Source organism: Streptomyces spongiae (genome assembly GCF_009377185.1).
In the GTDB taxonomy this organism is placed as follows: domain Bacteria; phylum Actinomycetota; class Actinomycetes; order Streptomycetales; family Streptomycetaceae; genus Streptomyces; species Streptomyces spongiae.
Map to the genome: position 1 here is coordinate 1 of NZ_VJZC01001064.1, position 1,354 is coordinate 1,354.

A 1,354-nucleotide genomic window follows, 5' to 3' on the forward strand; every position below is an offset into this window, starting at 1 on the left:
TCGATCTCGTCCGACAGCTCGGCGATCTCGGCTAGCAGCGACAGCTTGTTGTCCGCGTACGAGATGAAACCGCCGTGCACAGCGGCCACGACCGTTCCACCATCCTTCGTGCGGATGGTCACCGGGCAACGGCGGCCACTCCTACGCCGGCTGGTCCTCCGGCAACGGCAACCTGATCATCGACGTCTCGAAACTCAGCGGCATCCGCGCCTCCGCGGGCCAGGCGGTCATCGGCGCCGGCGCCAAACTGATCGACGTCTACCGCGCCCTCGCCGCGAAGGGCGTCACCATCCCCGCCGGCTCCTGCCCCACCGTCGGCGTGTCCGGCCTCACCCTGGGCGGCGGCCACGGCGTGGTCTCCCGCGCGTACGGCCTGACCTGCGACAGCCTCACCCAGGCCACGATCGTCACCGCGGACGGCAAGCAGCTCACCGCGAACGCCACCGACCACAAGGACCTCTTCTGGGCCCTGCGCGGCGCGGGCAACGGCAACTTCGGCGTGGTCACCGAACTCCGCTTCCGCACCCACCCCGCCCCCCAGGCCGTCTCCGCGTACATGACGTGGCCGTGGTCGAAGGCCGCCGCCGTGGTGAAGGCCTGGCAGGAGTGGGGCCCGGACCAGCCGGACGAGATCTGGTCGTCCTGCCACCTGGCGTGCGCGCCCGGCGGCACCCCCACGATCTCGGTCGCCGCCTTCTCCCTCGGCACGTACGGCGAACTCCAGAACGCCGTCGACCGCCTGGCCGACCGCATCGGCTCCCCGGCCCGCAGCGTGTCGCTGAAGCGCCGCTCGTACGAGGAGTCGATGGAGATGTACGCGGGCTGCTCGTCCTTCTCGACGGACGCCAAGTGCCACCTCCCGGGCTCGACCCCGGGCCGTACCCCCACGGGCGCCCTGGGCCGCGAGACGTACGCGGCACGCTCGGACTTCTTCGACCGCTCCATATCGGCGGCGGGCATCCAGACCCTGCTCACCCACATCTCATCGGTCAGGGGCGGCGCGGGCAGCATCCAGCTCACGGCACTCGGCGGCGCGATCAACCGGGTGTCCCCCACGGCGACGGCCTTCGTCCACCGCCGCTCCCGGATGCTGGCCCAGTACCTCGCCTCCTGGAAAGCGGGCACCTCCGGCACGACGGCCCAGTCCTGGCTCACCACGACCCACCAGGCCATGTCCCGCCACGCCTCGGGCGCCGCGTACCAGAACTACACGGACCCGACCCTCACCAACTGGCGCAAGGCGTACTACGGCGCGGCGGCCTCCCGTCTGACGACGGTGAAAAGGCACTACGACCCGACCGGCTTCTTCAACTTCCCACAGGCACTGTGAGTGAGCTCGCAGCCCAGCCCAGCC

The 1,354-nt window shown here is 70.8% G+C and carries 2 pseudogenes; one reads left to right on the plus strand and one right to left on the minus strand.

Going from position 1 to position 1,354, the window contains the following annotated elements:
• Positions 1 to 125: pseudogene (locus tag FNH08_RS50125) on the minus strand (F0F1 ATP synthase subunit epsilon); the annotation flags it as partial.
• Between the two features lie 2 nt (positions 126 to 127).
• On the opposite strand from FNH08_RS50125, the pseudogene FNH08_RS50130 reads away from it, so the two are divergent.
• Positions 128 to 1,330, plus strand: a pseudogene (locus tag FNH08_RS50130) (FAD-binding oxidoreductase); the annotation flags it as partial.
• Between the last annotated feature and the right edge of the window lie 24 nt (positions 1,331 to 1,354).